The 26240-nt window shown below is 70.2% G+C and carries 25 protein-coding genes; 15 read left to right on the forward strand and 10 right to left on the reverse strand.

The window, feature by feature from the left end:
• The 3 genes from ASD78_RS21360 to ASD78_RS02645 all read left to right on the forward strand — a co-directional run.
• Positions 1-233 (forward strand): hypothetical protein (locus ASD78_RS21360; protein ID WP_235566432.1); only part of this gene is annotated, 233 nt, incomplete at its 5' end.
• 147 nt (positions 234-380) lie between these two features.
• Complete coding sequence (mnmE, locus tag ASD78_RS02640; RefSeq protein ID WP_056098245.1) at positions 381-1739, forward strand: tRNA uridine-5-carboxymethylaminomethyl(34) synthesis GTPase MnmE; 1359 nt, start codon at positions 381-383, stop codon at positions 1737-1739.
• Positions 1740-1961: 222 nt separating this feature from the next.
• Positions 1962-2948 (forward strand): energy transducer TonB, encoded by a 987-nt coding sequence (locus ASD78_RS02645; RefSeq protein ID WP_235565852.1) that lies wholly within the window; start codon positions 1962-1964, stop codon positions 2946-2948.
• Between the two features lie 1042 nt (positions 2949-3990).
• On the opposite strand, the gene ASD78_RS02650 is transcribed toward ASD78_RS02645, so the two are convergent.
• The 5 genes from ASD78_RS02650 to ASD78_RS02670 all read right to left on the reverse strand — a co-directional run bounded on the left by ASD78_RS02650 (position 3991) and on the right by ASD78_RS02670 (position 9054).
• On the reverse strand, positions 3991-5178 hold the full coding sequence (locus ASD78_RS02650) for an ABC transporter permease (RefSeq protein ID WP_055905625.1): 1188 nt from the start codon (positions 5176-5178) through the stop codon (positions 3991-3993).
• A complete protein-coding gene (locus ASD78_RS02655; protein WP_055905627.1) occupies positions 5175-5921 on the reverse strand; it encodes an ATP-binding cassette domain-containing protein in 747 nt (248 codons plus the stop codon). Before ASD78_RS02655 ends, ASD78_RS02650 begins: the two co-directional genes overlap by 4 nt.
• Positions 5922-5971: 50 nt before the next feature.
• Positions 5972-7489, reverse strand: coding sequence for an alpha/beta hydrolase (locus tag ASD78_RS02660; protein ID WP_056098247.1), 1518 nt, complete (start codon positions 7487-7489; stop codon positions 5972-5974).
• A gap of 332 nt (positions 7490-7821) precedes the next feature.
• Positions 7822-8244 (reverse strand): low affinity iron permease family protein, encoded by a 423-nt coding sequence (locus tag ASD78_RS02665; RefSeq protein ID WP_056098249.1) that lies wholly within the window; start codon positions 8242-8244, stop codon positions 7822-7824.
• Between the two features lie 99 nt (positions 8245-8343).
• The gene (locus ASD78_RS02670) at positions 8344-9054 is read right to left on the reverse strand and encodes an FAD-binding oxidoreductase (RefSeq protein WP_056098312.1); all 711 of its coding nucleotides are present in this window, start codon (positions 9052-9054) and stop codon (positions 8344-8346) included.
• A gap of 143 nt (positions 9055-9197) precedes the next feature.
• Here ASD78_RS02670 and ASD78_RS02675 point away from each other — a divergent pair, with 143 nt between their 5' ends.
• The 3 genes from ASD78_RS02675 (at position 9198) to ASD78_RS02685 (ending at position 11436) form a co-directional block, all read left to right on the forward strand.
• Positions 9198-10226 (forward strand): ABC transporter ATP-binding protein, encoded by a 1029-nt coding sequence (locus ASD78_RS02675; protein ID WP_055905639.1) that lies wholly within the window; start codon positions 9198-9200, stop codon positions 10224-10226.
• Positions 10223-11026: an ABC transporter permease gene (locus tag ASD78_RS02680; protein ID WP_055905642.1), complete on the forward strand. Its 804-nt coding sequence runs from the start codon at positions 10223-10225 to the stop codon at positions 11024-11026. The genes ASD78_RS02675 and ASD78_RS02680 overlap by 4 nt, the downstream gene beginning before the upstream one ends.
• Positions 11027-11133: 107 nt before the next feature.
• A complete protein-coding gene (locus tag ASD78_RS02685; RefSeq protein WP_156087551.1) occupies positions 11134-11436 on the forward strand; it encodes a hypothetical protein in 303 nt (100 codons plus the stop codon).
• Between the two features lie 70 nt (positions 11437-11506).
• Here the strand turns inward: ASD78_RS02685 and ASD78_RS02690 are convergent, their stop codons facing one another.
• A complete protein-coding gene (locus ASD78_RS02690; RefSeq protein WP_162250119.1) occupies positions 11507-13510 on the reverse strand; it encodes a winged helix-turn-helix domain-containing protein in 2004 nt (667 codons plus the stop codon).
• 199 nt (positions 13511-13709) lie between these two features.
• On the opposite strand from ASD78_RS02690, the gene ASD78_RS02695 reads away from it, so the two are divergent.
• The 5 genes from ASD78_RS02695 to ASD78_RS02715 all read left to right on the forward strand — a co-directional run bounded on the left by ASD78_RS02695 (position 13710) and on the right by ASD78_RS02715 (position 16552).
• Positions 13710-14003: a hypothetical protein gene (locus tag ASD78_RS02695; protein ID WP_056098255.1), complete on the forward strand. Its 294-nt coding sequence runs from the start codon at positions 13710-13712 to the stop codon at positions 14001-14003.
• Positions 14004-14067: 64 nt separating this feature from the next.
• Complete coding sequence (locus ASD78_RS02700) at positions 14068-14595, forward strand: hypothetical protein (RefSeq protein ID WP_056098258.1); 528 nt, start codon at positions 14068-14070, stop codon at positions 14593-14595.
• A gap of 91 nt (positions 14596-14686) precedes the next feature.
• Positions 14687-15127, forward strand: coding sequence for a carboxymuconolactone decarboxylase family protein (locus ASD78_RS02705; RefSeq protein WP_056098260.1), 441 nt, complete (start codon positions 14687-14689; stop codon positions 15125-15127).
• Entirely contained in the window at positions 15127-16026 is a 900-nt protein-coding gene (sigJ, locus tag ASD78_RS02710) for an RNA polymerase sigma factor SigJ (protein ID WP_056098262.1), read from the forward strand. Before ASD78_RS02705 ends, sigJ begins: the two co-directional genes overlap by 1 nt.
• 85 nt (positions 16027-16111) lie before the next feature.
• Positions 16112-16552, forward strand: a complete 441-nt coding sequence (locus ASD78_RS02715; protein WP_156087552.1) for a hypothetical protein — start codon at positions 16112-16114, stop codon at positions 16550-16552.
• 328 nt (positions 16553-16880) lie between these two features.
• Here the strand turns inward: ASD78_RS02715 and ASD78_RS02725 are convergent, their stop codons facing one another.
• Positions 16881-17675, reverse strand: a complete 795-nt coding sequence (locus tag ASD78_RS02725; protein WP_055905670.1) for a TatD family hydrolase — start codon at positions 17673-17675, stop codon at positions 16881-16883.
• A 412-nt stretch (positions 17676-18087) separates the two neighbouring features.
• Between ASD78_RS02725 and hrpB the strand changes: the two genes are divergently transcribed.
• Both hrpB and ASD78_RS02735 read left to right on the forward strand, forming a co-directional pair.
• Positions 18088-20595 carry an ATP-dependent helicase HrpB gene (gene hrpB, locus ASD78_RS02730; protein ID WP_056098266.1) on the forward strand — a complete coding sequence of 836 codons (2508 nt, stop codon included), beginning with the start codon at positions 18088-18090 and terminating at the stop codon, positions 20593-20595.
• Between the two features lie 55 nt (positions 20596-20650).
• Complete coding sequence (locus ASD78_RS02735; protein ID WP_056098268.1) at positions 20651-21673, forward strand: hypothetical protein; 1023 nt, start codon at positions 20651-20653, stop codon at positions 21671-21673.
• 253 nt (positions 21674-21926) lie between these two features.
• Here the strand turns inward: ASD78_RS02735 and ASD78_RS02740 are convergent, their stop codons facing one another.
• Together ASD78_RS02740 and ASD78_RS02745 are read right to left on the reverse strand one after the other, a co-directional pair.
• On the reverse strand, positions 21927-22352 hold the full coding sequence (locus ASD78_RS02740; protein ID WP_056098271.1) for a hypothetical protein: 426 nt from the start codon (positions 22350-22352) through the stop codon (positions 21927-21929).
• Positions 22337-23008 carry a Fe2+-dependent dioxygenase gene (locus ASD78_RS02745; protein WP_055905680.1) on the reverse strand — a complete coding sequence of 224 codons (672 nt, stop codon included), beginning with the start codon at positions 23006-23008 and terminating at the stop codon, positions 22337-22339. Before ASD78_RS02745 ends, ASD78_RS02740 begins: the two co-directional genes overlap by 16 nt.
• A 155-nt stretch (positions 23009-23163) precedes the next feature.
• Between ASD78_RS02745 and ASD78_RS02750 the strand changes: the two genes are divergently transcribed.
• Positions 23164-23526, forward strand: coding sequence for a hypothetical protein (locus ASD78_RS02750; RefSeq protein ID WP_055905683.1), 363 nt, complete (start codon positions 23164-23166; stop codon positions 23524-23526).
• Between the two features lie 51 nt (positions 23527-23577).
• Here ASD78_RS02750 and ASD78_RS02755 read toward each other — a convergent pair whose 3' ends face one another.
• Positions 23578-24669, reverse strand: a complete 1092-nt coding sequence (locus ASD78_RS02755) for a hybrid sensor histidine kinase/response regulator (protein ID WP_162250120.1) — start codon at positions 24667-24669, stop codon at positions 23578-23580.
• A gap of 542 nt (positions 24670-25211) precedes the next feature.
• Between ASD78_RS02755 and ASD78_RS02760 the strand changes: the two genes are divergently transcribed.
• Complete coding sequence (locus ASD78_RS02760) at positions 25212-26165, forward strand: DMT family transporter (RefSeq protein WP_055905831.1); 954 nt, start codon at positions 25212-25214, stop codon at positions 26163-26165.
• Positions 26166-26240 lie beyond the last annotated feature (75 nt).

Here is a 26240-nt window from a genome sequence, read left to right on the forward strand (position 1 = left end):
CCCTCCCGTGCGGGTTCGGTGCTGGCGCGGTGATTTTTCGAAGGAACATCCTGTTCCTCGAAAAACGGCGCGCGTCCTGCGCGCCGCCCTTCGGGTCTACGGTTGTTCGTCGTGGTGCGGTGCTATGGATTTCAATGCTGCGGCAACAGCAACAGCAACAGCAACAGCAACAGCAACAGCAACAGCAACAACAACAGCAGCGGCCACAGCTACGGCTCGACGAGGCGCCATAGCACCACCGCAGCGTGCTTCGCTGCCTTCCCAGATCAGAGCAAGCTCGCTGCAGCCAATACGGCCGGAACGCCCGCTTCCATCTCCCGCAACTGCTCCCCACCCCCAACGCGCTACCCTGATGCACCCAGACTCACCGCCGAAACCGCATGACCGCCACGCCCCCCAACGACCGCGACACCATTGCCGCGATCGCCACCGCGCCCGGTGCCGGTGGGGTCGGGATCGTGCGTCTGTCGGGTCCGCGGGCACGGGCGATCGGCGAAAGTCTGGCGGCGCGTCGGCTGCAGCCGCGGTGCGCGCACCACGTGCGCTTCGTCGACGGCGACGGCGCGGTGATCGACGACGGCATCGCCCTGTACTTCGCCGCACCCGCCAGCTACACCGGCGAGGACGTGGTCGAACTGCAGGCGCACGGCAGCCCGGCCGTGCTGCAGGCGCTGGCCGAACGTTGCGGCGCGCTGGGTGCGCGCCGCGCCCGGCCGGGCGAGTTCAGCGAGCGTGCCTTTCTCGAAGGCCGGCTCGACCTGGCCCAGGCCGAGGCCGTCGCCGATCTGATCGCCGCCGCCGACGAACGCGCGGCGCGCGCGGCGCGACGTGCGCTGGACGGCGAGTTCTCGCGCCGCGTCGATGCCCTGGCCGACGACCTGCTCGCGGTGCGCGTGCACGTCGAGGCCGCGATCGATTTCGCCGACGAACCGCTGGACACCCTCGGCGGCGCCGCCTTGCGCCAGCGTTTCGAGGCCCTGTCGGTCGCCCTGGACTCCCTGCTGGCTGCGGCCGAACGCGGCCGCCGTCTGCGCGACGGCCTGCACGCGGTCATCGTCGGGCCGCCGAATGCCGGTAAGAGCTCATTGCTGAACGCCCTGGCCGGCAGCGACCGCGCCATCGTCACCGACATCGCCGGCACCACCCGCGACCTGTTGCACGAGACCATCCGCAGCGACGGCGTCGAACTGACCCTGGTCGACACCGCCGGCCTGCGCGAGGGCGGCGACGCGATCGAGCGCGAGGGCATGCGCCGCGCTCGCGACGAACTCGCGCGCGCCGACCTGGCGATCGTGGTGCTGGACGCGCGCGATCCCGAGTCCGGCCGTCTCGCGGTCGCCGATGCCATCGCCGGGGTGCCGGCGCGGCTGTGGCTGTACAACAAGGCCGACCTGCTCGAGGAAGGCACCGGGGTCGTCGACGCGGACGACCGCATTCAGGTTTCGGCCCGCACCGGCCGCGGCCTGGACGCCCTGCATGCGCGCCTGCGCACGCTGGCCCAGGGCGACGGCGCCGACGCGGCCGAGGGGGCGTTCACCGCCCGCGCCCGCCACGTCGAAGCCCTGCTGCGTGCGCAGGCCGAACTCGCCGACGCCCGGGTCCAGATCGAACGCGAGGTGCTGGACCTGGCCGCCGAGTCGCTGCGCCAGGCCCACGATGCTTTGGGCGAAATCACCGGCCGGGTTCGCGCCGATGACCTGCTCGGGCACATTTTTTCCAGCTTCTGCATCGGCAAATAGCCGCGCTTCCAACAGGCGCGGAACCCGGCGCCCCGGGATCGGTCACAATCACCGATTCATGCCTTGCCGGGGCCGGTTTTTGGGCCCCAGGCGCTTGACAAACGCGGCCTGCTAGCGCGTCCTATCCGGTGTGTGCTCGCTACGGCGCACTTCAGGGGAGTTTTGCCAATGACTGTGAACCAAAATGACCGGCGTTCACGCCGGCTGTCCGTCGTATCGCATGTGAGCATCGCGCTGGCCCTGGCCTGCGCGCTGGCCGCCTGCGGCAAGGATCAACCCGCCCAGGAAGGGGCGGCGCCCACCGCGGCGACCACGGCTCCGGCCGTCACGCCGGAAACAGCGGTCTCGGCCAAGGTCTCCGCCTTGACCGCCGACCAGCTCCGCGAAGCGGCCCGCAAGGCCTATGCGGAAAACCGCCTGTACGCACCGGCCGAAGACAACGCGGTCGAGTACTACCTGGCGTTGCGCGACAAGGCGCCGGCCGACGCCGCCGTCTCCAGCGCGCTCACCGACCTGCTGCCGATGACCGTGATCGCGACCGAGCAAAGCGTCAGCCGCGAGGACTTCGCCGAAGCCCAGCGCCTGTCGGCGCTGTTGGAAAAAGCCGACGCCCAGCATCCGGCGCTCGCGCGCCTGAAGGCCAGCATCGGCGCCAAGCAGGCCGAAGTCGCCAAGCGCGCCGAACAGCAGGTGCTGACCGCCGAAGAGCAGGCCAAGAAGCAGGCCGACCTCGAGAAGCAGCGTCTGGCCCAGCAGGAAGCGCAGCAGAAGCAGGCCGCGACCCAGCTCGCCGCCAGCCAGGCCGCCGAGCGTCAGGCCGCGGCGACCCGCGAAGCCACCGCCACTCGCGAAGCCGAGCAACGCGCCGCCGACCAGCGCGCCGCCGAGCAACGCGCCAGCGAACAGCGTGCGGCCGAAGCGCGTCAGACCGCCTCCGCCACGCCGTCCGCAGGCGCCGACCTGCGTGCGGTGTCGACGCCGGCTCCGCGTTATCCGCCGGAAGCGCTGCGTGCCGGTCAGTCGGGCGAAGTGCAGGTCGAGTTCACCGTCGGCACCGACGGCTCGGTCACCGCCGCCCGCGTGGTCCGTTCCAACCCGGCGCGCATCTTCGACCGCGAAGCGGTCAATGCGGTGCGCAAGTGGCGGTTCCAGCCGGTGGGGGCGCCGGTCACGACCCGTCGCACGATCGGGTTCAACCCGGGCGGCTAAGCGATCCAAAGGCGGGAGTGCGGCAATGCACGGGAGACCCGCACGCAGTACCCGCAACGCCCGGCTTCGGCCGGGCGTTGTTTTTCGCGTTTGAGGTCTGCGTACCCGGTCTGCGCAGACAGCCTTCCGCCCTGGGGCAGAAGCGGCTTGAGCCGCGACCGCGACCTCTGGCTACTGCGCAGGCTCCGATGTGGATCGACTTCGCTTTCTGTGGGAGCGGCGCGAGCCGCGATCGCGAATTCCGGCTGCTTTGCCGGTTTCGTTCTAAAGCAACAGCTTCCGCTTGCGGCGCATACGGGTCACTTTCTCTTGTCACTCGCTTTGGGGTAGGAGCGGCGTAAGCCGCGACCGCGCCCTTCGGCTACCGCGCTGGCTTCGATTCGGATTCGCTTCGCTTTCTGCTTTCTGTGGGAGCGGCGTGAGCCGCGATCGCGAATTCCGGCTGCTTTGCCGGTTTCGTTCTAAAGCAACAGCTTCCGCCTGCGGCGCATGCCGGTCACTTTCTCTTGCCACTCGCCTTGGGGTAGGAGCGGCGTGAGCCGCGACCGCGGCCTTCGGCTACCGCGCTGGCTTCGATTCGGATCGGCTTCGCTTTCTGCTTTCTGTGGGAGCGGCGTGAGCCGCGATTGCGAATTCCGTTTGCTGCGTTGCTTTCGTTCTTAAGCAACAGCTTCCGCCCGCTGCGCGTGCGGGTCACTTTCTCTTGCTAGCCCAAGAGAAAGTAACCAAAGAGAAGGGCTTGCCTAGACAACCCTCCCGTGCGAGATCGGAGGTGGCGCAGGGATTTTTCGAAGGAACATCCTGTTCCTCGAAAAACGGCGCGCGTCCTGCGCGCCGCCCTTCGGGTCTACGGTTGTTCGTCGTGGTGCGGGTCAATGGATTTCAATGCAACGACAACAGCAACAACGGTGGTTTGTAGGATGCGGTGAGCCGCAGGCGAACCGCATCGCCGCCGCGATCGCCCGGCATTCATCGGATGCGGAAAAACAAAAAGCCCGGCACAAGGCCGGGCTTCCTGCACACGCGCGCTTGGCTGCGAACCTCAGCCCGAAATCGCCAGGCGCTCGTTGTGGTAACGATGCACTGCGGCGAACCACAGCAGTGCGGCCAGCGCGAAGCCCGCGGCCAGATAGACCATCCACACCTGCGGGGCGATGAACTCGCCGCGGATCACCTTCAGCAGCAGCTGGTTCTGGGCCAGGAACGGCACCGCGAACTGCCACAGCTGGGTCTTGAGCGGATTCACCATCAGGATGATCGTCGGCACCATCGGCATCAGCATCAGCCAGGTCATGTGGCTCTGCGCTTCCTTGATGCTCTTGGCGCCGGCGGCCAGGTAGGTCAGCAGCGCGGTGCCGATGAACAGCATCGGCAGCAGGATCAACAGCATCTTGCCGATCGCCATGAAGCTCACATCGAGCATGCGCGTGCTGCCGGTGCCCATCTGCGCGCTGAGCTTGAACGCGAGCAAGGTCAGCAGCAGCGAAGTGAAGCCCAGGATGCAGGCGGCCGCGATCTTGCCGCTGACGATGGCGCCGCGCGAAGCAGGCGTGGCCAGCAGCGGTTCCAGCGACTGGCGTTCGCGTTCGCCGGCGGTGGCGTCCAGGATCAAGGCCGCGCCGCCGATGAAGGACGAGAAGATCAACAGATAGGGCAGCATGAACGACAGCATCAGGCCGCGCTTGGCTTCCGGCGTGGCGAGATCGCGGGTGCCGACGTTGACCGGACGCGCGATGGTCGGCGACAAGCCGCGTGCGAGCAGTCGCAGCGCGCCGACCTGTTGGCTGTAGCCCTCCAGGGCGTTGCGCAGGCGCGCGCTGGGAATCTCGGCGTCGCGACGCGTGCTGTCCTGCACGATCTCGACCAGGGCCGGCTGGCCGTCCTTCCACTGCTTGCCGTATTCGCTGCCGATCTGCAGCGCGACGTCCACGTCCTGTCGCGCGATCGCCTGGTCCAGGTCGGCCGGCGGCTTGGTCGCGACGATGCCGCGCGTGGCCAGGTACGCGATCAGGTTGGGCGCACGCTCGGCGCCGAGCACCGGCACCTCCAGGGTCTTGTCGAGCTGGGTCTTGGCGCGCTTCTCGGCCAGCGAACCCATACCCAGCATCAGCACCGGATACAGCAGCGGGCCCAGCAGCAGGGCCAGGGCGAGGGTGCGGCGGTCGCGGCCGATGTCGCGCAATTCCTTGCGCACCACGGCCGAGGTTGCGGAGAACCAGGAAGTCTTCATGCGTGCAGGCCCTCGTCGCTGCCGATGGCGCGCACGAACGCGTCTTCGAGATTGGGTTCGCCGGTCTGCGCGCGCAGTTCGTCGGCGGTGCCGGACGCGACCACCTTGCCCTTGGCCACGATCACGATGCGATCGCACAGCGCGGCCACCTCCTGCATGATGTGGCTGGAGAAGATCACGCAGCGGCCCTCGTCGCGCAGCTGCTTGAGGAAGCCACGCATCGCGCGCGTGGTCATCACGTCCAGGCCGTTGGTGGGTTCGTCCAGGATCACGTTGCGCGGGTCGTGGACCAGGGCGCGCGCGATCGCGGTCTTGGTGCGCTGGCCCTGCGAGAAGCCTTCGGTCTGGCGGTCGAGGATATCGTCCATGTCCAGAGCGGCGGCGAGCGTGCGCGTGCGTTCGGCGATCGCCGAACGCGACATACCGTGCAACTCGCCGAAGTAGGCGATGTTCTCGCGCGCGGTCAGGCGCTTGTACACGCCGCGCGCATCGGGCAGCACGCCCAGCGCGCGCCGCACGGTCGCCGGATCGCGGCGCGCGTCGACGCCGTCGACCTGGATGTCGCCGCGGTCGGGCTGCATCAGGGTGTAGAGCATGCGCAGGGTGGTGGTCTTGCCGGCGCCGTTGGGGCCGAGCAGGCCGGTGATCTGGCCGTCGCGCGCCTCGAAGTCGACGCCCTCGACGGCGTGGACCACGCCGGTCTTGGTCTTGAAACTCTTGTGCAGATCGTTAGCGATGATCATCGATGAGAGCCTGGAAAGTGGGAACGCGGTGGATCGCAGCGCGCGGCGCGCTACGGCTCCCACCCGTTGAACGAGACGAACGGCGGCACGTAGCCCAGCGAGTCCAGGCACTTGGCGTCGAGCTGCTTGGCGTCGGCGCTTTCCAGGAACTGGCCCATGAGCTTGGGCATGCAGCCCGAAGCGAAGCTGCCGTGGCCCTGGCCGCGCAGCACCAGGTGGCGACCGTTGGGCAGACCCTTGAGCACCTGCTCGCCATAGCGCGGCGGCGTCACCGGATCGAACTCGCCCGACAGCAACAGCGTCGGCAGCGAAGACTTGAACGGTGCGTGGAAATCGGCCGGACGCTTGCCGGTCGGCCAGACCTTGCACTGCGCCACCAGCACCGTGGACAGATCGCTGCCCATCACGGTCTCGGCGTCGGCCGGATCGTCCTTCAGCAGGTCCGCATCCTCGGCGCAGATCACCGACAGCTGCATGCCGTGCATGATCTGCTCGCTGACCTGGCCCTGGATCATCTGGGTCAGCGACATCAGCGGCGCGTAGCGGCCCTGATCGGCCTCGTTGAGCACCAGCGGCAGCAGCGCGGCGGCCTGCGGCGCGTAGGCGAACATGCGGGTCAGGCCGGCGACCGCGCCGGCGGTGGCCTGGTCGCGCTTGAGCTCGCCGGTGGTCGGGTCGCGGTACTCGACCTCGACCGGCTTGTCCTTCAGGCGCGTCATCAATTCGCGCAGCTGCGCGCGCGGATCGTCGCCGAAGCGCTGGCGGCAGGCCGGGGTCTTGCGGCACTGCTCGAACTGCAGCGCCAGCGAGACGTCCAGATTGCGCGCGTGCTCGGAACCCAGCACCAGCTCGTTCGGCACCACGCCGTCGATCACCACCGCGCGGGTGTGCTGCGGATGGCGCATCGCGTACTGCTGCGCCACGCGGGTGCCGTAGGAACCGCCGACCACGTCGATCTTGGCCACGCCCAGCGCCGCGCGCACATTGTCCAGGTCGCGCACCGCGTCGGTGGTGGTGTAGTAGCGCGGGTCGGCCTGCAGCTTGGCCGCGCAGTCGCCGGCGAACTTGACTGCATCCTGCACGCCGGCGCTGTCGTCCTCCATTACCGCGCTGTCGCCCTGGGCGTTGCGGCAGATCAGGGGATTCGACTTGCCGGTGCCGCGCTGGTCGACCAACACCACGTGGCGGTGCTTGCGCACTTCGCGGAACGCCGCGTCCATCGTCGGCCAGACTTCGGTCGCGGCCTGGCCGGGGCCGCCGGCGAGGAAGAACACCGGATCGGCGGCGACGTCGGATTCGTCGGTGGCCGGCAGCCAGGCGATGTTGAGCTGGACCTGGCGGCCCTTGGGCAGCGCCGGGTTTTCAGGCACGGCGTAGCGCGCGCACTGCGCGGCAATGCTGTCGGCGGTGAACGGGCTGGTCAGCGAGCAGGGCCGGAACGCGATCCGGCCGTAGAGGCGCTGGCCGGCTTCGGCCTGGATCTGCTTCTGCGCGGCCGGACCCTGGCCGCAGCCGGACAGCAGCGTGGCGGCCGCGAGCGCGGCCGTCAGATAATGGGTGATACGCATGGATCCCTCTCGTCCTAAGGCGATACGCCTTCAGAATGACAGACTGGCGCCAGCGGAAAAATGTGACCGAAGAGATGGCCCGGCGGCGGAACCGATACTGATAGCCCCGACGCGGGCTCCCGCCCGCAGCTGTGGGAGCGGCGTAAGCCGCGATTTCGACCAGGGGCGGCCGGCGCAGGCCGCGTCATGGGCGTGGTCCGAGCAGGCATGGGCCCGGCAGGCGTGGACCCGGCAGGTGTGACCCGGCACCGGAGCCGAAGCATCGCTGGGCGATACCTCGCGCACCGCAGCGACCCCGCGGCTCACGCCGCTCCCACAGCAAGCAACGGCGGTTACGGGGCCGGCGCCGAACCCGCCCGCCGTTCCTCGATCTCGTCGCTTTCGCCGCCGGCCCGCGCGGACTTCGCCAGCTCCTGGTAGCGGCTGCGATAGCGGTCCAGCGCGGCCTCGTCCAGTTCTTCCAGATCCAGCAGGGCGTTGTGGGCTTCGCGGGTCGCCCGGATCAGCTCGTCGAGCTTGATCTGCATCGCCTCGGTGTCGCGGTTCTGGGTGTTCTGGATCAGGAACACCATCAGGAAGGTGATGATGGTGGTGCTGGTGTTGATCACCAGCTGCCAGGTGTCACTGAAGCCGAACAGGGGGCCGGACACCAGCCAGACCAGGATCAGGCCGGCGGCCAGGCCGAAACACAGCGGCCGCCCGGTGAACCGGGCCGCCCATTTGGCGATCTTGGTGAATCCGCCGTGATTGCGCATGACCGACTCCGCTGGGAGAGGCGGCCATCGTGGCGGGTCGGGCGTGCAGCCCGGGTGTTGGCTGGGCGGCAGTCGCGGCGGACGTTCGGCCGCGTCGGCTTACTTGCTGCTGACGTACTTCTCGCGACGGATGTGCGGAATCGGCAGGCCGTGCGTCTTCAGCGCCTCGAAGCAGGTATCGACCATGTTCGGATTGCCGCACAGGTAGGCGATGTCGGACTCGCCGTTGGGCGCGAACTCGTCGAGGAACTGCTGCACGTAACCGTGGCGGGTGTCCGGATGCCGGTCGACCGGCAGCTCGCGCGAATAGCAGGGCACGAAGCGGAAGTTCGGCTGGCGGTCGGCGAAGGCGCCGAACTCGTCGCCGTACAGCAGCTCGTCCGGGGTGCGCGCGCCGAACATCAGCACCACCTCGATACCGCGTTCGCGGATCAGGGTTTCCAGCTGCGGCAGCATCGCCCGGTACGGGGTCACGCCGGTGCCGGTGGCGATCAGCAGGTAACGCCGGTTGGCGTCGGCCGGCATCAGGCAGAAGCGCCCGAACGGACCGCTGGCGTCGATCGTGCCGCCTTCGTCCAGGCCTTCGAACAGCGCGGTCGCCGCGCCGCCGGGCACGTAGCTCACCGCGATCTCCACCGCCTCGCCCGGTCCCAGCGCGTGGTCGTGGATGGTCGCCAGCGAGTAGCTGCGCTTGGTCGCGGTGCCGTCGGCGTACTGGAAGTGGACCTGGATGAACTGGCCGGGGATGTAATCCAGCGGCTGGCCGTCGTCGCGGACGAAGGTGTAGTGGCCCACGGTGGGGGCCAGCATGCGGCGCGAGACGAGCTTGAGGGGGAAATGCTGGATGGCCACGGCTACCGACAAACCTGCAACAGTCTGTGGCCGGAGCGCGACCACGGGGGCGCCTATACTACCGGTTATCGCCGCGCGGCTCGCGGTGCAGGCTTCCCGAAATGACCCAAAACCAAGCTGGTACGGCCTCCGCGTCCACGGCGGCCGGCGGCGCCCCCGGGGCGCCCGCGCTGTCCGTGCGCGCGCTGCGCAAGACCTACGACAACCGCGTCGAGGCCCTGAAGGGCGTCTCGCTCGACGTCGCCCCCGGCGATTTCTTCGCCCTGCTCGGCCCCAACGGCGCCGGCAAGTCGACCCTGATCGGCATCGTCAGCTCGCTGGTCAACCTCAGCGAGGGCTCGGTGGAGATCTTCGGCACCGACCTGGCCCGCAACCGCAGCGCGGCGATGCGCCTGATCGGCCTGGTGCCGCAGGAACTCAACTTCAACATGTTCGAGAAGCCGCTCGACATCCTGGTCAACTACGCCGGCTTCTACGGCGTGCCGCGCCAGATCGCGATCGAGCGCGCCGAAGAGGAACTCAAGCGCGCCCAGCTGTGGGACAAGGCGCAGATGATGAGCCGGACCCTGTCGGGCGGCATGAAGCGCCGGCTGATGATCGCGCGGGCGATGATGACCCGGCCGCAGCTGCTGATCCTCGACGAGCCCACCGCCGGCGTCGACATCGAGATCCGCCGCGGCATGTGGAAGACGCTGCGCGAGATCAACGCCTCCGGCACCACCATCATCCTGACCACGCATTACCTGGAAGAGGCCGAGAGCCTGTGCCGGAACCTGGCGATCATCGACCACGGCCGCATCGTCGAGCAGGGTCCGATGAAGGCGCTGTTGGCCAAGCTCGACGTCGAAGGTTTCCTGTTCGACATCGACGGCGTGCTGCCGGCGGCCTTGCCTGAGATCGAAGGCGCGACCCTGAGCGCGGTCGACGACCACACCCTGGACCTGGAAATGCCGCGCGCCATGGACCTCAACCGCGTGTTCGCGACCCTGGGCGGGGCCGGCATCCGCGTGCGTTCGATGCGCACCAAGTCCAACCGCCTGGAAGAACTGTTCGTGCGCCTGACCAGCGACAACCTCGACAAGGGCCCGCTCGGCAACGGCGTGCCCGCACAACCGGAGCAGAGCGCATGAACGACCTGGCTCCGAACGCCCAGCCCACCAACGCGCAGCGCAACCTGACCGCGCTGGGCACCATCGTGCGGCGCGAAGTCGCGCGCATCCTGCGCATCTGGGGCCAGACCCTGGTGCCGCCGGCGATCACGATGGCGCTGTACTTCCTGATCTTCGGCGGCCTGATCGGCTCGCAGATCCGCGACATGGGCGGCTACAGCTACATGGAGTTCATCGTCCCCGGCCTGGTGATGATGAGCGTGATCCAGAACAGCTACGGCAACATCTCGTCCAGCTTCTTCGGCGCCAAGTTCGGCCGCCACGTCGAGGAGCTGCTGGTCAGCCCGATGCCGAACTGGGTGATCCTGGCCGGCTACGTCGCCGGCGCGGTGCTGCGCGGGCTGATGGTCGGCACGATCGTGCTGCTGATCGCGATGTGCTTCACCAAGGTGAGCGTGCCGCATCCGTTGGTAACCCTCACCACCGTGCTGCTGGGCGCGACCATCTTCTCGCTGGCGGGCTTCATCAACGCGGTGTACGCCAAGAAGTTCGACGACGTCGCGATCGTGCCGACCTTCATCCTGACCCCGCTGACCTATCTGGGCGGCGTGTTCTATTCGGTCAAGCTGCTGCCGCCGTGGGCCGAAGCCATGACCCACGCCAATCCGATCTTCTACATGGTCAATGCCTTCCGCTACGGCCTGCTCGGCAGCAGCGACGTGCCGCTGTGGGTGGCGTATGCGCTGATGCTGGGCTTCGTCGCCGCGCTGGCGACGCTGGGCCTGTGGCTGCTCAAGCGTGGCGTGGGCCTGCGCAGTTGAGTTGGCGCAGGATCGCGCTCGCTTCGATCCTGAGCGCGGGCGTGTGCACCACCGCGTTTGCCGCACCGGCGTCCGATGCCGGCGAAAGCGCCCTGCACGAGCGCGCCATGGACGACGGCACGCGCCTGACCCGGGCCTCGTTGTGCGGTTACGTGGACCCCGAGCTGGAGCGCTTGAATGAAATTTTGCGCGTCGCGGCCGAGGCGCGCTTTCGCGCGGCCGGGCGCGAGTTCGACCAGAGCGCTTACGACGCCGGCTTCTATGCCGGCATGCAGCGGGCCATGAGCCAGTTGCTGCAACTGCCGTCGGAGCAGGTCGAAGACATGCAGCGCTATCGCGCGACGCATTGCGCGCAGGTGCGCAGCGAGATCGACGCGCTGCTGGCCGGGACGGCCCCGGCTACGCCGTAAGGACGCTCAAGCGCGGCATCGCGCCAAGCCGGGTCGCCGCGTTTTCCCGCCGCCGCGACGCACCGGCCTTTCAATCGCACACCGCCCCATCGGCGCCATCGGAACGGCACATCTGCGGCCAGCCATGTTCGCGCCACAAGGCGATCAGCCCGCTGCGCCGCAGGTAGGCCTGGAACGCCGGATCCTGGCGCAGCGTGCGCGACTCGGGCTGCCACAGCACCCACTGGTACGAGGCGTAGCCCGCGCGCTGCACCGCATCCAGGCTGTCGATGTCGCGCGGGTAATCGCGCACCGGCAGCAATAGCCGGGTGAAGTCGTAGTGGACCTGACCGTAGCGCGGATTGCGTTCGGAGTACTCGATCGCCGGCAGCACCGCCGGCCAGCGCGAAGGATCCTGCAGCGCCGCCGCGGCGGCGATTTCGGAGTTGCGCCAGGGCTGGTCCGAGGGCAGGGCGCTGGCGATGCGCGCGGCGGTGGCGTAGTCGCGGCGCCAGATCGCGTTGAAGTAGCGCGCGGTCTGCGACTGGACCGGGTCGGCCATCGCCAGATGCGACTGCGCTTCGTCGTGACGGCCCAGGGTGTCGAGCATCCGTCCGCGCCAGAAATGCAGCGCCGGGTCGTAGGGCGCGATCAGCAGGATGTCGTCGATCTCGCGCAGGGCCTGGTCGACGTAGCCCATCGACGCCAGGCGTTGCGCATGCGCGCCACGCCATGCGGTGTCCGAAGGCGTCAGTGCGATCGAACGCTGCGACAGCGACAGGCATTCCTGCCACTGCTGTTCGCGGCAGGCGCGGTTGGCCAGCACGCCCAGCGCTTCGGGTTGTTGCGGGTCCAGCTTCAGGGCGGTGGCGGCGGCTTGTTCGGCTTCGCTGCGCAGTTCGTTGCGGCCGGGCTCCGGCGCCAGCGAGCGCAGCCACAGCTTGGCCGACAGCGACCCCCAGGCGCGCGCGTAGCCGGGGTGTTCGCGCAGCAATTCGCGCAATGCGGCTTCGGACGGCAGGCCGGCGGAATTGGTGTTGCGCAGCCCGCCCGGCGAGGCGTTGCGCGCGATCAGATAGCGCTGATACAGCGCCGGGTCCTCGTCCTTGGGCGGCGCCGGCGGCTTCTGGCTGAGCTGGCGCTGCATCGCGTTGCCGATCGCGTAGGCGATATTGCGCTGGATCACGAAGATGTCGCGGAACTCGCGGTCCAGGTCCTGCGTCCACAGGGTGCGGTCGCTGGCGGCCTCGACCAGGCGCAGGCTGATGCGCAGGCGTTCGCCGTCCTGGCGCACGCTGCCTTCGAGCACGTGGGTGGCGCGCAGGCGGCGCGCGATCTCGGCCAGCGGCAGTTGCGTGTCGCGGAACTGGACCGAGGAGGTGTGCGAGGTCACGCGCAGGCCGTCGATGCGCGCGAGCAGGCCGATCAGCTCCTCGCTGAGGCCGTCGGCGAAGTCGCGGCTGCGCGGGTCGTCGCCGAACGCGCGCAACGGCAGCACCGCGAGTACCGGCGCGGTTTCGTGGTGGGCGGCGACGGCGTCGGTGGGCGGGGCGCCGCCGCCGCGGTCGCCGCCGTAACGCCACCAGACGCCGGCGCCGGCGGCGAGCAGCAGGGCCATCACCGCCAGTACGGCGATGCGCCTCGGTGGCCGGCGCTGCGCGGCGGGCGGATGATCGCCGGCGCGACGCAGCCGCGGTTCCGCGTCGGGCTCGATCTCGACCGGCGGCACGGCGACCACCCCGGTGTCGGCAGCGCGAGCCGCCGCCGGCAGATCGAAGCGATAACCGTAGCCGTGCACGGTGTGCAGGTACCGCGGCGCCTGCGCGTCCTCGCCCAGGGCATGGCGCAGCAGGGTCATGACCCGGTTCAGCACGCCCGGGGTGACGTGGCGGTGGCCCCAGACGGCGTCGAGGATCTCGTCGCGCGCGTACACCCGCCCGGGCGAGCCGGCCAGCAAGGCCAGCACCGCGAACGCCTTGGGTTCCAGCGCCTGGGCTTCGCCGCCACGCAACAGCCGGTGGCCGCTGCGGTCGATCACGATGTCGTCGAAGATCAACGGGGCCAGGTCGGACGGCGGTGGGTCGGTTGGGCTCATGGAGTGCGGGCGGGCCATCGGGGGACGGGCCATTAACGTTTACGCGGAGGCGGCGATGACCCGGCCTAAGCTTTTCCCAAGCTTAGGTCCGCGCCCTCAGGCTTCCCAGCGACCTTCCTCATACCGCCCTCAAGACCGTGAGGGCGCGCGGCGCGAGCCTGTGCGGGCCGGGTCGTCCGGCGCCTCAGGACCCCACGCCATGAACCTCGCCACCCTGTCCCTGGCCGCCGCGCTCGCGCTCATCGCCGTGCCCGCCGCCGCCGCACCGCCGCAAGCCACGTCGTTGCTGATCGACTGCGAACGTCCGGCACTGCCCGACCAGCAGGCGGTCGCACGCCTGACCGGCATCGACAACCTCAGTCAGGCCTACGCGGTGCGAGCGCGGCTGATGGCCGACGCCAGTCGCGCCTGCAACCGCGACGGCGCGCGGCAGGTGCGCCTGGTGCTCGCGCCGCAGGCCGGCGATGCGCGCCGGTTCGCCGCCGCCCGTTAACGTTAACCCCGCGCGCACGCCGCATGCGTTCTACTGGCGACCTCGAATGATCCGGAGCCACCGCATGCGCCTGTCCTTTCTGTCCGCCGCTGTTCTGGGCGCGGCGTCCCTGAGCGCCGCCCTGGCCGGTTGCGCCGGCACCGACGCCGGCAAGACCGCGGCACCGGCGCAACCGGCCACGGCCACGACGGAGACCGCCGCGCCCGCCGGGCGCCCGGCCGCCAAGATCGCCGCCGACCAGGTCGGCAAGGTCAGCCCGGTGCCGGCGTTCAAGGGTATCGGCGAGCACTGGTCGGTCGACATCCAGGCCAGCGGCGACGACTTCGACCACACCGTGGCCCTGACCTGGGGCTCGGGCAGCTATAACGCGACCGGCCACGCGCGCTATCAAAAGCCGACCGCCGGCGCGCCGGACTCGCCGATCGTGCTCAGCGGCGATCTGGCCACCGCCCAGGGCGCCAAGCCCATGACCATCGAGATTTTGCGCCAGGACTGCACCGACGACGGCGACCGTCCGCACCAGCACAGCGTACGCGTGCGTGTCGAGGGCATGGACCCGATGCAGGGCTGCGGCGACCTCGCGGTGTACTGATCGCGGTCGCTCGCACAGGCATGTCACAGGGCCGGGGGCTGGATCGTCGTTCCAGTTAAGACGGAATGATCCGTCATCCCTGGAGCGCCCCATGAACGACACCGCCGCCGCACGCCCGATCAACTACCAGCGCGAAATCCCCGATGTCCTGCAGGCCATGGGCAGCGTGCATCGCGCCATGGACGGCTACGGCCTGGAGCGCGGCCTGCATCATCTGGTGCAACTGCGCGCGTCGCAGATCAACCGCTGCGACTACTGCATCAAGCTGCACACCCGCGAGGCGCTGGAGGACGGCGAAACCGGCGCGCGCCTGGAGCGCCTCGCCGACTGGAGCCAGGCCGCTGATTTCAGCGCACGCGAATGCGCCGCGTTGGCCTGGGCGGAGGCCCTGACCCGGCTCGAACCCGGCGCCGAACTGGGACCGCTGCGCGCGCGGCTGCGCGAGCACTTCAGCGACAATGAGATCGGCGTGCTGACCTCGAGCGTGGCGATGATCAATCTGTGGAACCGGATCCAGGTGTCGAGGCACTGATGCAGGCAGGCAGCCGCAACGACGACGCCGGCCTCGCGTTCGAAACCCATCGCCGCCTGCTGACCGGCCTGGCCTACCGCATCCTCGGCACGCGCGCCGACGCCGAGGACGCGGTTCAGGACACCTACCTGAAGTGGCAGGACGCCGACCGCGCCGCGATCGACAACCCGGCCTCGTGGCTGACCACGATCTGCACCCGCCGCTGCATCGACCTGCTGCGCGCCGCGCACCGCACCCGTGTGGACTACGTCGGCTCCTGGCTGCCCGAGCCCATCCACAGCGCCGGCGACGACCAGCCCGAGGCCGCGCTGTCGCTGGCCTCGTCCTTGAGCACCGCCTTCCTGTTGCTGCTGGAACGGCTGACGCCCAAGGAGCGCGCGGCCTACCTGCTGTACGAGATCTTCGACGTGCCGTATCCGCAGATCGCGCGCACCCTGGAGCTGCAGGAGGCGGCGTGCCGCAAGCTGGTCTCACGCGCCAAGGCGCACGTCGAGCAGGGCGGGGTGCGCCACGTCACCCCCTTGCAGCGCCAGGATCAGCTGCTGGCCGCGTTCGAGGGCGCCATCGTCAGCGGCCGCACCGACGCCTTCGCCGCGCTGCTGGCCGACGACATCGAGCTGCGCGCCGACAGCGGCGGCAAGGTGCCCACGCGCCTGGACGTGATGATCGGCCGCGAGCAGGTGCTGGACTTCGTGCTCGGCTCGCTGCGCCAGTACTGGGGCGAGTACCGCTGGACCGTGTCCGACCTCAACGGCGCGCGCGGCGTGATCCTGGAACACGAGGGCCACGTCGCCGCTTCGCTGTCCTTCGCCTACGACGAGGACGGCCGCGCGACCCGCATCTACATCATGCGCAACCCGGACAAGCTCGCCGCCCTGGACGCGCCGGCCATCGTCTGAGCGCGTGCACGGATTCACGCGCGTCCCCGCCGGACGTTGGAGACGGTAGACGGCAAGACCGCCGTCGCCGTCCCAGGAGTCGTCCATGCGTGTCCCCGTCGTTGCGGTCGCCGGTCTGCTCTTGGCCGCCGCGCTCAGCCTGTGGCCGGCGCCGGTGCGCTCGGCCGATCCGGCCACTCCCCATTTCCCGGCGCCGGTGTTCCGCGGCGGCAACCAGGGCTGGGGCCTGATCTTCGACAGCGGCGCCAAGCCGCTGCGTTACGGCCTGGTGGTGCCGCAGCTGGCCGGCGTCGCCCATGGCAGCCTGATCCAGGACCCGCAGGTGCCGTCGCAGCCCGGCCGCTACGCCCTGGTCGGCCGCGTCAACATCAACAACCAGCTGCGCGAGCTGGTGGTGCGGATCAACAAGGCCGGCGTCGGCAAGAGCTGCCTGGATAGCGCCGGCAAGGCGCATCCCTATGCGGTGATCGTCGGCGCGGCGCAAACGGCCAACTGGTACGGCTGTGGCGACTTCAGCGCGCAATGAGCGCGGTCGCGGGCGCCGCGTCCCATGGCTGGGGCTGCTCGCGTTCGTGCTCGCCGGCCTGGGCCTGCCTCCGGCGCCGGCGACGGGCGCCGCCGGCCAGCGCCCGATCGCCCGCGACACAGCCGTGGACTGTGTGGCGATGGAAGCGACGGCGGCGGCCCAGGCCGGGGTTTGCGGGGAAACGGCGGCGGTGTTGTTCGCGTCGGCGGGCGATGCGGGCGGCGGGTGGCGTTGAGGTTCCGGTGGCGTGGTCGCGGCTTACGCCGCTCCTACCCCAAAGCGGGATTGGTGCGCTTCTGCCTTGGACGGAAGCGTCGCGTGCGGCCGCTCACGCCGGCGACAGGCGGAAGAACTCGCGTGCGGTCGCGGTGCTGTTGGCGGCGGTGACCGCCACCTCCTCGCCGCGATCGCGCGCCAGTTCTTCGACGATGTGCGCCAGGTACATGGGCTCGTTGCGGCGGTGCGAGGGCGCGGGCTTGACCGTGCGCGGCAGCAGATAGGGCGCGTCGGTCTCGATCATCAGGCGATTCGCCGGGATGTTCCTGACCAGCTCGCGCAGATGCTGGCCACGGCGCTCGTCGCAGAGCCAGCCGGTGATGCCGATGTGCCAGTCCTGATCGAGGTAGTCGAACAGCTCCTCGCGCGTGCCGGTAAAGCAATGCACCACCGCCGCGCCTAGGCGGCCGTCGAAGTTGCGCATCGTCGCCATGAAATCGGCGTGGGCGTCGCGCTGGTGCAGGAACAGCGGCTTCCGGGTATCGACCGCGATCTGCAGCTGCTGCTCGAACGCGCGCCGCTGCGCCGGGCGCGGCGAGAAATCGCGGAAGTAGTCCAGCCCGCATTCGCCGACCGCGACCACCTCGGCATGGGCGAGCAGGGCGCGCATCTCGGCGTCGCATTCGGCGGTGTATTCGCTGGCGTGATGCGGGTGCACGCCGGCGGTCGCGTACAGCTCGCCCGGGTGCTTGCGCGCCAGCGCCAGGGCCTTGGGCGAATGCTCGCGGCTGGCGCCGGTCACCACCATCTGAGCGACCCCGGCGTCGCGCGCGCGCTGCAGCACCGCGTCGCGGTCGGGATCGAAGCTGTCGTGGGTGAGGTTGGCGCCGATGTCGAGCAGTTGCATGGGGATCGCGGTCTTCGCAAAGCGCGCAGTTTAGCAATGCGGGCGTGCGGCTCTCTGTGGGAGCGGCGTAAGCCGCGATTGGGTTGGATAGGGGACGCAGTGGGTGGTCCGGGCGGACAGAGCCATCGCGGCTTACGTCGCTCCCACAGAAAGCAGGCGCGCACCCGCCCCTGTGGGAGCGGCGTGAGCCGCGATTGGGTTGGACGGAGGACGTTCTGGGCGATCTCGTCGTGGAGCCATCGCGGCTTACGCCGCTCCCACAGGAAGCAGGCGCACACCCGCCCCTGTGGGAGCGGCGTGAGCCGCGATTGGGTTGGACGGAGGACGCTCTGGGCGATCTCGCCGTGGAACCCTCGCGGCGTTCGCCGCTCCGCCGCAGGCAAGCGCGCCGCCCCCGCGTATCCTTGCGCGCGTGACCGCGCCTGGCTTCCCCATCGACCCGCTGCTGCCGCAGATCCGCGACAGCCTCGCCGCCCATCCGCGTCTGGTGCTGGAAGCGCCGCCGGGGGCGGGCAAGACCACCCAGGTGCCGCCGGCGCTGCTCGATGCGCCCTGGCTGCAGGGCCGCAAGATCGTGATGCTGGAACCGCGCCGGGTCGCGGCGCGCGCGGCCGCGCAGTTCATGGCGCGCCAGCGCGGCGAAGCCGCGGGCGAGACCGTCGGCTACCGCATCCGCTTCGAGAACCAGGTGTCGGCGCGGACCCGGATCGAGGTCGTCACCGAGGGCATCCTCACCCGCATGATCCAGGACGACCCGACCCTGGACGGCGTCGGCGCCCTGCTGTTCGACGAATTCCACGAACGCCACCTCGCCGCCGACTTCGGCCTGGCCCTGGCTCTGGACGTGCAGGCCGCGCTGCGCGAGGACCTGCGCATCGTGGTGATGTCGGCGACCCTGGACGGCGAACGCCTGGCCCAGTTCCTCGACGCGCCGCGCCTGAGCAGCGCCGGCCGCAGCTATCCGGTGAGCATCGCCCACCATCCCGCGCGCCGCGACGAGAAGCTCGAACACCAGACCCGGCGCGCGGTCGAACAGGCGCTGGTCCAGCATCCCGGCGACGTGCTGGTGTTCCTGCCTGGCCAGCGCGAGATCGCGCGCGTCGATGCGGCCTTGCAGGCGAGCGAGGCGGTGCGCGGCGTCGATGTGCTGGCGCTGCACGGCGAACTGCCGGTCGAACAGCAATCGCGCGTGCTGCAGCCCGATCCCGACGGCCGCCGCCGCGTGGTGCTGGCGACCAACGTCGCCGAGTCCAGCGTGACCTTGCCCGGCGTGCGCGTGGTGATCGACGCGGGCCTGGCGCGCGAGCCGCGCTACGACCCCAACAGCGGCTTCGCGCGCCTGGACGTGGTGGCGATCGCGCAGGCCTCGGCCGACCAGCGCGCCGGTCGCGCCGGCCGCGTCGCTGAAGGCTGGGCCTACCGCTTATGGCCGGAATCGCAGCGCCTGGAGCCGCAACGCCGGCCCGAGATCGCCCAGGTCGAACTGGCCGGACTGGCGCTGGAACTGGCCGCGTGGGGCGACGCCTCGTTGCGCTTCCTCGATCCGCCGCCCGGCGGCGCCCTGGCCGCCGCGCGCGAACTGCTGCAGCGCCTGGGCGCGCTCGACGGCCGTGCGATCACCGCCTTCGGCCGGCGCATGCTCGCGCTGGGCACGCATCCGCGTCTGGCGGCGATGCTGCTGGCGCCCAGCGATGCCGGCGAACGCGCGCTGGCCTGCGACCTGGCCGCGCTGATCGAAGCGCGCGATCCGCTGCGCAGCGGCGGCGATGCGCTGGCGGCGCGCTGGCAGGCCTTGGCGGCGTTCCGCGCCGGCCGCGCGCCGGCCGAGGCGTCGCGCTCCGCTTTGGCCGCGCTCGATCAGGCCAGCAAGCAATGGCGCCGGCGCCTGCGCGTGGATCGCGCGCCGCCGTCGCAGGTGCCCGCGCACGCGCTCGGCGATCTGCTGCTGCATGCGTTTCCCGACCGCATCGCGCGCCAGCATCCGTCCGATCCCTACCGCTACCAGCTCGCCAACGGCCGCAGCGCGAAACTGTTCGACGACAGCGCGGTCTACGGCGAGCCCTGGCTGGTGATCAGCGAGCTGCGCGACGATCCGCGCGATGCGCGCGTGCTGCGCGCCGCGCCGCTGGACGAAGCGCGCCTGGAGCGCGAATTCCCGCAGCGCTTCGTCAGCGAGGACCGGGTGGTCTGGGACGCGGCCGCGCGCGGCATCGCCGCGGTGCGCGAGCGCCGCTACGACCGCATCGTGATCGACAGCCGGCCGCTGGCGCGACCGGATCCTTCGCGCTACGCCGATGCCCTGGTCGATGCGGTGCGCCAGCTCGGCCTGGACGCGCTGCCCTGGACCGAATCGCTCCGGCAATGGCGCGCGCGCGTGCGCTGCCTGCGCGCCTGGTTGCCCGAGCTCGCCGGCGAGCTGCCGGACCTGTCCGACGATGCGCTGACGGCCACGCTGGACGACTGGCTCAAGCCTGCGCTCAGCGGCAAGACCCGGCTCGACGCGCTCAGCGAAAGCGAACTCGGCGAAGCGCTGCGCTCGCGCCTGGACTGGTCGCTGCGGCAGCGCATCGACGCGCTCGCGCCGACCCGCATCGTCGTGCCCTCCGGCATGGAGCGCGGCATCGACTACGCCTACGACGAGGAAGGCGGCGCCGCCGCACCGGTGCTGGCGGTCAAGCTGCAGGAACTGTTCGGCCTGGCCGACACCCCGCGCATCGCCGACGGCCGGGTGCCGCTGACCCTGCACCTGCTGTCGCCGGCGGGTCGGCCGCTGCAGGTCACCCAGGACCTCAAGGGCTTCTGGGAGCGCACCTACCCGGAGGTGAAGAAGGAAATGAAGGGCCGCTACCCCAAACACCCCTGGCCCGACGATCCCTGGACCGCGACCGCGACCCATCGCGCCAAGCCGCGCGGCACCTGAGCGCGCAGCGAGCCATCGCCTACACTCACCTTCCTTTCGCCGTCCTTTGCCGCGCATGAGCGCCAGTCCCGCCGACCTGCCCGAGTTCCTGCCGTTCAAGCTCGACCTGGTCGGCCGCCGCGTGCTGTGGCTGCGCCTGAGCGCGGACCAGCGCGCCGAGGCCGCCTTCCTGGACGACCGCGCGCTGCCCGCCAATCCCGAGGGCGGCTGGATGCCCTTGGTGTCGTTGCCGCCGGCCGGCGCGCCGGCCGCGCGCCATGCCGACGCGATCTTCCATATCGGCCACTGCGGCTCGACCCTGCTCAGCCGCGTGCTCGGCGCCTGGCCGCAAGTGCAGGGCCTGCGCGAACCGCTGCCGCTGCGCACCCTGGCCGAGGCCTGGCCGCAACTGGGCCGGCCCGAATCGCGCCTGTCCGACGGCGAAGCGCCGCAACTGCTGCGCGCGCTGTGGTCGAACTGGAGCCGCGCCCTGCCGCCGCAGACGCGCAGCGTGGTCAAGGCCACCAGCGGCTGCAACGGCCTGATCGCGTCGCTGTTGGCGGCCTGCGCCGATACGCGCGCGGTGCTGCTGGACATGCCGTTGCGACCGTACCTGGCGACACTGCTGAAATCGCCGGCCTCGGTGCTCGACGCCGCCAGCGCCGCGGGCGAACGCCTGCGCGATCTGCAGGCGCGTGGCCATGCCGCCGATGCGGCGCTGCATGCCTTGTCGCTGCCGCAGCAATGCGCGATGGGCTGGCTGGCCGAACGCGTGCGCTTCGCCGCGCACGCCCACGGCGAGCACGCCGCGCGCGTGCTGCGCGTGGACTTCGAAACCTTGCTCGCGCAGCCGGAAGCCAGCTTGCAGCGCGTGGCGGCGCATCTGGATCTGGAGGCGCAGGGCGTATCGCGCGCGCTGGCTTCGCCTGCCTGGGGACGTTATTCGAAAGCACAGACGCACGGTTACGGCGCCGACGATCGTGCCCACGACCTGGCGTTGGCGATGCAGCGGCATGCGTCCGAGATCGCCGAAGGCGTGGCTTGGGTCGAGGCCGCCGTGCGGCGCGAGCCGTCGTTGGCTCAGGCCGTCGCCGGCTGACCCACGCTGCGTGGGTCGCCCGCTTCGCTCTCGCCTTGCTCTGGGGTAGGAGCGGCGTAAGCCGCGACCGCGAACCCCGTCTGCCGGCGGAGGTTCCGTTCCAGGCCGGCCCCTGCCTCCTGTGGGAGCGGCGTAAGCCGCGATCGCGAACTCCGAGGTTCTGCGATGGCTTCGTTATCTTGCGCATCGCCGCGTCGGAATGGATCGATCGCGATGCCGCGGCGGCCACCGCACCCTATGGCAAGCGCCGGCGTCAGCGTTCTTCGGCTGCGCCGTCGTTGGCGTTCCCGCCATCCCGGCTATCGCCGTCACCGTCCTTCTTTCGCGCAAGCGCGAAGAAGCTGGCGATGCAGCCGACGAACAGCGCGAAATAGACCACGCCGAAGAAGAAAGAGTGGCGGTTGCCCAACAGCGACCAGGCGTCGCGGAACAGGAACACGCCGATCAGCAAGAGCATGCACAGCAGCACGCCGGCGCCGGCGAACCAGGCGTGGGACGGTCGGCCGAGGCGGAGCATCACGACGAACGTCAGCAGGCTGAAACCCATAAACGGGATGCCGAACATGATCGTCGTGAGGCCGGAGAAATCGGCCGCCGACGCGGTCGCGGGCAGGGCCGCGCACAAGCCGGCGGCGAGGACAGCGCGCGAGCGCGAAACCGGGCTCAGGTGTCCGCCCACATCCGGAACAGGTTGGTCCGCAGCGATTCCAGCAGCACCTGCAAGCGCGGCTCCGGGCCGCCGGGGCGGGCGGCGACGATCGCGCGCGCTTCGTCCAGCTGCACCAGCAGTTCGCGCTTGGACACATCGGCGACCCAGCTCTGCAGCCAGGTGATCGCAGCCAGGCGCACGCCGCGGGTGACCGGAGTGACGCGGTGGATGGTGGTGGACGGATACAGGATCGCGCTGCCGGCTTCGAGTTTGTAGGCCAGGTGCTGGGCGCCCAGTTCGATGGTCAGCTCGCCGCCGTCGTACTCGGTCGGGGCATTGAGGAAGATGGTGCACGACAGGTCGCTGCGCAGCGGCGGCGTCGACGGGAACAGCGCCTCGTCGACGTGCCAGCCGTAATTCATGCCCGGCTCGTAGCGCACCACCGTGGTCCGCGCCATCTGGCGCGGATGCGCGAACACGCGCACGTCGGGATGGCGCATGAAGGCGTCGCGTGCGATCTGGGCGATGCGCGCATTGGCCGGGTCCTCCTGCGGCGCCTGCATGTTCTGCTTGACCGTGGAGTCGGGGTTGGTGATGCGGCCGTCGCCGAAACGCACCTGCGGCAGCAGCTCGCGCACGGCCTGGAGTTCGGCGGCGTTGAGCACGTTGGGCAGCACTCGGATCATGGCGGCTCGCATCGGGGTCGGTCCCGGATCGGGCGACCGGGTGCGGCCATGATCGGCATTCAGCCGCGGGCGGGCAATACGCGACCCCGATCACGCCATGTCAACGATCCGAGCAGGAGACTGGACCCCGCATTCCAGCCCCAGGATCCGATCCGATGAGCAAGCTCAATTCGCTGCCCGACCGCGCAATGGAACTCGTCGCCACGGTCGGCGAGAGTCTCAAACAGGTTCCCGGCAGCGCCGGCAAGCTGCTCGAAGCCGGGGTCGTGCTGGGCGCGGTCAAGACCGGCGCGCGCGTGGCCGGCGGTTTCGTACGCCGCAATCCGGCGATCGCGGTCGCTGCGGTGGCCGGCGCCGGCCTGCTCTGGCTGGCCGCGCGGCACCGGGCCAAGCGCAACCGCGACGAGCCGATCGAAGGCAGCGCCAAGCGCATCGAGGCGCGTCGCGGCGAAGCCGGCACGCGCCGGCGCAGCCGCAGCACCCGCAAGGCGGGCGACGAAAGCGCGGCGACCGAGTAATCCGCCCGGCGGAGGGCCGTAACCGGGGGCGCGGCGACCGCCGCGCCGGTATCAGGGCGCTTCCGGCAATTCGACGATGAAGCGCGCGCCGCCGTGGCGGCGATCCTCGTACCAGAGCTGGCCGCCGAAGTTGGCGACGATCTGCCGCGCCAGCGACAGGCCCAGGCCGTTGGACAGGCCGTCGTCGACGGCGTCCTCGTGCAGGCGCACGAAGGGTTTGAACAGTTCGCGCTGACGCGCCGCGGGGATGCCGGGGCCGCGGTCGGCCACGATCAATTGCCAGAACCCCGGCGCGCCCGGACGCGCGGCCAGCAGCAGTTCGCTGCCGGGCGCGTACTTCATGGCGTTGGTGACCAGGTTTTCGCTGACCTGGCGCAGCACGCGCGGGTCGATCGCGACTTCGGCCGGACCCGGCGGCGGCACGACCTCGATGCGGATGCCGCGCGCCTCAAGTTGCATCTCGTAGCGGTGCACCAGCCATTGCAGGGTCTGGCCCAGGTCGGCGCGCTCGTCGCCGCCGGCTTCGCGCTTGCCGGCGCTGCTGCTTTCCAGGTAATGGCGGATGTAGCCCAGGGCGTCGTCGGCGCTCTCGTGGATCATCTGCAGGTAGCGCGGCACGCGCTCGGGCCGGCAGCCGCCGGCGCGCAGCAGGTCGCTGGCGAACAGCACGCTGGTGAGCGGGTTCTTGAGGTCGTGCGCGACCAGGTTGACCAGCTCCTCGCGCTCGCGCGCCACCCGCTCCAGGCGGTCGCGGGCGAGCTTGAGGCCGATGTGGGCGTTGACCCGCGCCAGCAGTTCCTCGGGCAGGAAGGGCTTGGTCACGTAGTCGACCACGCCGGCATCGAAGGCGCGCAGCAGCAGATCGCGGTCGTGGGCCGCGGTGACGAACACCACCGGCACCTTCAGCGGCCCGTTCGCGCGCAGCGCGTTCATGACGTCGAAACCGTCCATGCCCGGCATCATCACGTCGAGCAGGATCAGGTCGGGTTCGGATTCGGCGTAGCGGGCCAGCGCCTCGTCGCCGCTGGAGGCCGGGATCACTTCGTAGCCCTGGCGCTGCAGCAGCATGCCGACCACGCGCAGATTGGCGGCCTGGTCGTCGACGACCAGGATGCGGCCCATGGACGTGGCGGCGATGGTCATACGTCCGGTGTCGCTCCCCAGGGCTTGCGTGGCTTGCGCGAGGTCGGACAAAAGGTGCTCGCCGCGGGCCGGAGCCGGCGTTGTTTGCGGCGATTCCAGCCGCGCCTTTGACACGTCTTCGATGCGCATTTCGGTCGCAAGTTAACAGAATCTTTCGCGTCGATGCGACGCGCGTCCCCGCACAGTCTGAACCATTCATTGGCGTTGGCAATGCGGGGGAACAGGGAGGTTTGTGAAGGGCGGCGGGAGCCTCCTGGCGGCGTCGCTGGGCGGCATTCGGGGGCCTTTCGGAGGCCGGACCCGCGGGGCGCGGGCTCGGCCGCTCGGCTGGGTCGCCGGGCCGGGGCGCCGGCCCGGCCGACGCCTTCCCGCACGGCCAGGCGGGCCGTCGGCTCGGCTTCGGCCCGGAGCCTGGCGGATCGAATGTGCCCACCGGCGCAGGATGCGGTGCCTGCTGCGGTGGCGCGCTCCGGCCACGGCCGGCACCGAATCCCCGGGCCGCGGCCGCTATCATGGCGGCGCTTCGTCTTCGCGATTCCGCCGTGACCCCGACCCACGACCCCGCCGCGCGGCGCCTCGGCCTGAGCCTCGCCGCCGCCGGCGCGATCCTGTTTTCCGCCAAGGCGATCCTGGCCAAGCTGCAGTACCGCTACGGAATCGACGCGCTGGACGTGATGGCCTTGCGCATGTCGCTGTCGCTGCCCCTGTTCGTCCTGCTCGGCCTGCGCGAAACCGGCCGCGCCCGCGCGCGCGGCGACGGCCTGAGCCGGCGCGACCTGGGCCTGATCGTGGTGCTGGGCGTGCTCGGCTATTACCTGTCCAGCCTGTTCGATTTCTGGGGCCTGGAGTACGTGCCGGTGTCGCTGGAGCGGCTGATCCTGTTCCTCAATCCGACCTTCGTGCTGCTGATGAGCGTGTTCGCGTTCGGACGCAAGGTCGCGCGCAAGGAGTGGATCGCGATGGCGGTGAGCTACGCCGGCGTGGCCCTGGTGATGGCCGAGAATCTGCGCGTGGAAGGCGATCACGTGCTGCTGGGCAGCGCGCTCGTGCTGATGGCGGCGTTCTGTTACGCGCTGTACCTGGCGATGTCGGGACAGGTCATCAAGCGCGTGGGCTCATTGCGCCTGGTCGCCTACGCGATGGTGGTGTCGACCGCGGCGACCTTGATCCACTACCTGATCGCGCGCGATCCCGCGCATCTGCTGCAACTGCCCTGGCAGGTCTACGGCCTGGCCGCGGCCAACGCGCTGTTCTGCACCTTCCTGCCGGTCACTTTCACCATGGCCGCGGTCGCGCGCCTGGGCGCGGGCACGGCGGCGCAGCTGTCGGTGCTGGGGCCGGTGTCGCTGGTGTTTTTGGGCGGCTGGGTACTGGGCGAGGCGATCACGCCGGTGCAGATCGTCGGCACCGCGGTGGTGCTGGGCGGGGTGCTGATCCTGACCCGCCCCGGTGCGAACTCGGTGCCGGTGGCGCCGCCGGTGGCAGCGCGGGAGTAAGCGGGCGGTGCGGGCTGCGGTAGGTGCGGCCGGGCTGATGCGCGCGCTTCGATCGTTGCGTCGTGGCTTTGCTGT

The organism is Lysobacter sp. Root667 (assembly GCF_001427715.1).
In the GTDB taxonomy this organism is placed as follows: domain Bacteria; phylum Pseudomonadota; class Gammaproteobacteria; order Xanthomonadales; family Xanthomonadaceae; genus Lysobacter.

Excerpts from the sequence above, each read along its gene's own strand:
- mnmE (WP_056098245.1), top strand. The coding sequence starts at position 381 with ATGACCGCCACGCCCCCCAACGACCGCGACACCATTGCCGCGATCGCC.
- ASD78_RS02650 (WP_055905625.1), bottom strand. The coding sequence starts at position 5,178 with ATGAAGACTTCCTGGTTCTCCGCAACCTCGGCCGTGGTGCGCAAGGAA.
- ASD78_RS02655 (WP_055905627.1), bottom strand. The coding sequence starts at position 5,921 with ATGATCATCGCTAACGATCTGCACAAGAGTTTCAAGACCAAGACCGGC.
- ASD78_RS02660 (WP_056098247.1), bottom strand. The coding sequence starts at position 7,489 with ATGCGTATCACCCATTATCTGACGGCCGCGCTCGCGGCCGCCACGCTG.
- ASD78_RS02665 (WP_056098249.1), bottom strand. The coding sequence starts at position 8,244 with ATGCGCAATCACGGCGGATTCACCAAGATCGCCAAATGGGCGGCCCGG.
- ASD78_RS02670 (WP_056098312.1), bottom strand. The coding sequence starts at position 9,054 with ATGCTGGCCCCCACCGTGGGCCACTACACCTTCGTCCGCGACGACGGC.
- ASD78_RS02675 (WP_055905639.1), top strand. The coding sequence starts at position 9,198 with ATGACCCAAAACCAAGCTGGTACGGCCTCCGCGTCCACGGCGGCCGGC.
- ASD78_RS02680 (WP_055905642.1), top strand. The coding sequence starts at position 10,223 with ATGAACGACCTGGCTCCGAACGCCCAGCCCACCAACGCGCAGCGCAAC.
- ASD78_RS02685 (WP_156087551.1), top strand. The coding sequence starts at position 11,134 with ATGGACGACGGCACGCGCCTGACCCGGGCCTCGTTGTGCGGTTACGTG.
- ASD78_RS02690 (WP_162250119.1), bottom strand. The coding sequence starts at position 13,510 with ATGAGCCCAACCGACCCACCGCCGTCCGACCTGGCCCCGTTGATCTTC.
- ASD78_RS02695 (WP_056098255.1), top strand. The coding sequence starts at position 13,710 with ATGAACCTCGCCACCCTGTCCCTGGCCGCCGCGCTCGCGCTCATCGCC.
- ASD78_RS02700 (WP_056098258.1), top strand. The coding sequence starts at position 14,068 with ATGCGCCTGTCCTTTCTGTCCGCCGCTGTTCTGGGCGCGGCGTCCCTG.
- ASD78_RS02705 (WP_056098260.1), top strand. The coding sequence starts at position 14,687 with ATGAACGACACCGCCGCCGCACGCCCGATCAACTACCAGCGCGAAATC.
- sigJ (WP_056098262.1), top strand. The coding sequence starts at position 15,127 with ATGCAGGCAGGCAGCCGCAACGACGACGCCGGCCTCGCGTTCGAAACC.
- ASD78_RS02715 (WP_156087552.1), top strand. The coding sequence starts at position 16,112 with ATGCGTGTCCCCGTCGTTGCGGTCGCCGGTCTGCTCTTGGCCGCCGCG.
- ASD78_RS02725 (WP_055905670.1), bottom strand. The coding sequence starts at position 17,675 with ATGCAACTGCTCGACATCGGCGCCAACCTCACCCACGACAGCTTCGAT.
- ASD78_RS02735 (WP_056098268.1), top strand. The coding sequence starts at position 20,651 with ATGAGCGCCAGTCCCGCCGACCTGCCCGAGTTCCTGCCGTTCAAGCTC.
- ASD78_RS02745 (WP_055905680.1), bottom strand. The coding sequence starts at position 23,008 with ATGATCCGAGTGCTGCCCAACGTGCTCAACGCCGCCGAACTCCAGGCC.
- ASD78_RS02750 (WP_055905683.1), top strand. The coding sequence starts at position 23,164 with ATGAGCAAGCTCAATTCGCTGCCCGACCGCGCAATGGAACTCGTCGCC.
- ASD78_RS02755 (WP_162250120.1), bottom strand. The coding sequence starts at position 24,669 with ATGACCATCGCCGCCACGTCCATGGGCCGCATCCTGGTCGTCGACGAC.